The organism is Calidithermus roseus, assembly GCF_003574095.1.
GTDB lineage: Bacteria > Deinococcota > Deinococci > Deinococcales > Thermaceae > Calidithermus > Calidithermus roseus.
In genome coordinates, this window is the sequence record NZ_QWLA01000135.1 from 1 (window position 1) to 3522 (window position 3522).

The following is a 3522-nucleotide window of genomic DNA, read 5'->3' on the forward strand; positions in this document are numbered from 1 at the left end:
CGCCGGGGCTCGCTGGTCGGTCAGCGGGGCCCACGCCAAGGCCTTTGGCCGCTCCCAGCTATTCTCTCTCCGTCCAATCGTCTCTTTCGACACCGTGCGCCATGTCGCTTTCCCAGCAGCTTAGCCCTTTAGGGTTGATTCGGGGACGCACCCGTTGGAAAGTTGGAAAGTTGGAAAGGCCAAGCACCCCCCACCTCTCGATGCCGCTCCACATCTCGCATTTTGCCCCAAGCACATGACAGGGTGCGCAACCCACCCCAGACCGATAGGATTGGAGCATGGTAACGAGCAGCGATCAAGGTTCCATCCGAATCCTCACCCTCTCCGACCCCCAGCGGCGCAACCCCCTCTCCCCCGCTATGGTCACCGGCCTGCTGGATGCCCTGGAGCAGGCCGAGAAGGACAGCAGCGTGCGAGCGGTCGTGCTCACCGGCGCGGGCCAGGCTTTCAGCGCCGGGGCCGACCTCGAGTTCCTCAAGAGCGTCACCCAGATGGGCGCAGAGGCCAACCTGGCCCACTCCCGCGAGCTAATGCGACTGTTCCACCGCCTGTACACCTTCCCCAAGCCCACTGTGGCCGCCGTCAACGGCCCCGCCGTGGCCGGGGGCGCGGGGCTGGCCACCGCCTGCGACGTGGTGGTGATGAGCGAGCAGGCCCGCATCGGCTACACCGAGGTCAAGATCGGCTTCGTGGCCGCGCTGGTGGGTGTGATCCTCATCCGCTCGGTGGGCGAGAAGCACGCGCGCGAACTGCTGCTCACCGGTAAGCTGGTCAGCGCCCAGGAAGCCTTTCGCATGGGCCTGGTCAACAAGGTGGTGCCCACGGAGCAGGTGCTCGAGGAGGCCCTGGCCTTCGCCCGTGAAATCACCGCCAACGCGCCCGCCTCGGTCTCACTGACCAAGGAACTGCTCAACGCGCTGCCGGGGATGGGCCTGGAGGACGGCCTGCGCCTGGCCTCCATCGCCAACGCCTGGGTGCGCGAGACCGGCGACCTGGCCGAGGGCATCGCGGCCTTCTTCGAAAAGCGGGCGCCGCGGTTTGGCTAATGTTGATGATCGATAGCCGATGACCGAGCGCCGAGTTGTAGGAGTTTGGCTACTCGAGCTCCCCCGTGTCGGGCGGAATTGAGGCTTGGTAGATTTGGGGTATGCCCGAAGAGAGCAAGCCTGCCGACGCCAAACCCGCGCCCCAGGACAACCTCGTCATCAGCCGCCATAGCGTCCGCATCGGCGAGCAGGAGGTGAGCTACACCGTCACCTGCGGGAGCATCGTGCTGAAGGAAGAGAGCGAGAAGGAGGGCACCAGCGAGGGCGAAAAGCCCAAGGCCAGCGTGTTCTTCATCGCCTACACCCGCGACGACGTGCCCGACAAAAGCCGCCGCCCCATCACCTTCTCCTTCAACGGGGGGCCGGGCTCCTCGTCGGTGTGGCTGCACCTGGGTGTACTGGGCCCCCGGCGGGTGCTGATGGACGACATCGGCAATCCCACCCCGCCGCCCTACCGCCTGGTGGACAACGAATACTCCCTGCTCGACGTGAGCGACCTGGTGTTCATCGACCCGGTGGGCACGGGCTACAGCCGCATGGTGCCCGGCGAGAAGACCAAGGAGTACCACGGCTACAAGCGCGACATCGAGAGCGTGGGCGAGTTCATCCGGCTCTACACCAGCCGCTACGGGCGCTGGACGAGCCCCAAGTTCCTCATCGGGGAGTCCTACGGCACCACCCGCGCCGCCGGGCTCAGTGGCTACCTGCAGGAGCGCCACGGCATGTACCTCAACGGGATCATGCTCATCAGCAGCATCCTCGACTTCGCCACCGCCCGCTTCGCCCCCGGCCACGACCTGCCCCACGTGCTCTTCCTGCCCACCTACGCCGCTACCGCCTGGTACCACAAGAAGTTGCCGCCAGATCTGCAGAAGAAGCCCCTGCGGGCTTTTTTGGACGAGGTGGAACAGTTCGCCGGCGGCGAGTACCTGAGGGCGCTGTTCAAGGGCAGCGAACTCCCCGAGGCCGAGCGCCAGGGAGTGCTCGAGAAGCTTTCGCGCTACAGCGGGCTCTCGCGGGAGTACCTCGAGCAGACCAACCTGCGCATCAACATCTACCGCTTCTGCAAGGAGTTGCTGCGCTCGGAGCGCAAGACGGTGGGTCGGCTGGATTCCCGCTTCACCGGGCACGACCGCGACGCGGCGGGCGAGAACAGCGAGTACGACCCCAGCTACGCCACCATCCAAGGGCCCTTCACCGTCACTTTCAACCAGTACGTGCGCGAGGAGTTGGGTTTCGAGAGCGACTTGCCCTACGAGGTGCTCACCGGGCTTTACCAGGACTGGAGCTACAAGGAGTACGAAAACCAGTACCTCAACGTAGCCGAGACCCTGCGCAAGGCCATAAACCTCAACCCCTACCTCAAGGTCTTCGTGGGCTCGGGCTACTACGACCTGGCCACGCCCTACTTCGCCACCGACTATACTTTCGCTCACCTGAGCTTAGAACCCCACCTCCAGGCCAATATCCAGACCCGCTACTACGAGGCGGGCCACATGATGTACGTGCACCGGCCCAGCCTCGAGCAGATGAAGCAGGACCTGGCGGCCTTCGTGGCGGGAGCGATGCCGGGCGAGGCCGCGCCCAAGCCAGCCTCCCGCAGGCGCCGTAAAGCCTGAGCTACACTAAAGGCATGCTCAGGGCCGTGCCCAAGCCGATGTCCCCCGAGGAGTACCTCGAGTGGGAGGCCAAGCAGGAAGTGCGCCACGAGTACGTGGAGGGTTACGTCTATGCCATGGCCGGGGCCTCCAACCGGCACAATCGCGTATGCCTGAACATCGCGGCTTTCTGCCTGGCCCATGCCGGGGATGGCTGCTGGGTCTATCAGGAAAACGTCAAGCTCCGCCTGGAGAACCTCTTCTACTACCCCGACGTGATGGTGGTCTGTGGTGGCGAGCCTCCACACACCTACTACGAGACCGATCCCTGCATCTTGGTCGAGGTACTCTCCCCCAGCACTGCCCTGAACGACGTGCGGGAGAAGGTGCTCGAATACCGGCGCATTCAGAGCCTACGAAGCTATTTGATCGTCGATCCCGAGTCCTTGTTCGTGCGGCATTTCTGGCGAGACGAAGCGGGCACCTGGCAGCAGCAGGACATAACCGGCAGCGGAGAAATCCCGCTTCCCTGCCTGGGGGTTAGCCTGTCTCTGGCCCAGATTTACCGTGGGATTTACTAGTCCAGGGGTTGTGCAGCTTGATGCCCGTGGCTTCAAAGTCGGCCACGTTGCGGGTGACGAGCACCAGAGCGTGTGTCAAGGCGGTGGCTGCGTTTACCTGCGCGCTCGAGCCGTACCATCAAGCTGGCCCATTAATGACCTTGGTATCCACGTCGAAAAACCGGTCGCCGAGGTCGGGCAGCAGGGTTTGATCTAGCCATTCCACAAGGGCTCGCTTGTGCCGGGATTCCTCGAGCCGTTCGATGCCCCGCCGCAATCAGTGAGCGCTCAAAACTTCCCCAGCCACCCGCTCCCCCT

General features: G+C 64.2%; 3 protein-coding genes. All 3 read left to right on the forward strand.

Going from position 1 to position 3522, the window contains the following annotated elements:
- Nucleotides 1-278: 278 nt before the first annotated feature.
- The 3 genes from Mrose_RS17990 (at nt 279) to Mrose_RS18000 (ending at nt 3225) form a co-directional block, all read left to right on the forward strand.
- Nucleotides 279-1046, forward strand: a complete 768-nt coding sequence (locus Mrose_RS17990; protein WP_119280593.1) for an enoyl-CoA hydratase/isomerase family protein — start codon at nt 279-281, stop codon at nt 1044-1046.
- Between the two features lie 101 nt (nt 1047-1147).
- The gene (locus Mrose_RS17995) at nt 1148-2665 is read left to right on the forward strand and encodes a S10 family peptidase (protein ID WP_119280595.1); all 1518 of its coding nucleotides are present in this window, start codon (nt 1148-1150) and stop codon (nt 2663-2665) included.
- 14 nt (nt 2666-2679) lie between these two features.
- Nucleotides 2680-3225 carry a Uma2 family endonuclease gene (locus tag Mrose_RS18000; RefSeq protein ID WP_119280597.1) on the forward strand — a complete coding sequence of 182 codons (546 nt, stop codon included), beginning with the start codon at nt 2680-2682 and terminating at the stop codon, nt 3223-3225.
- The last annotated feature ends 297 nt before the right edge of the window (nt 3226-3522 follow it).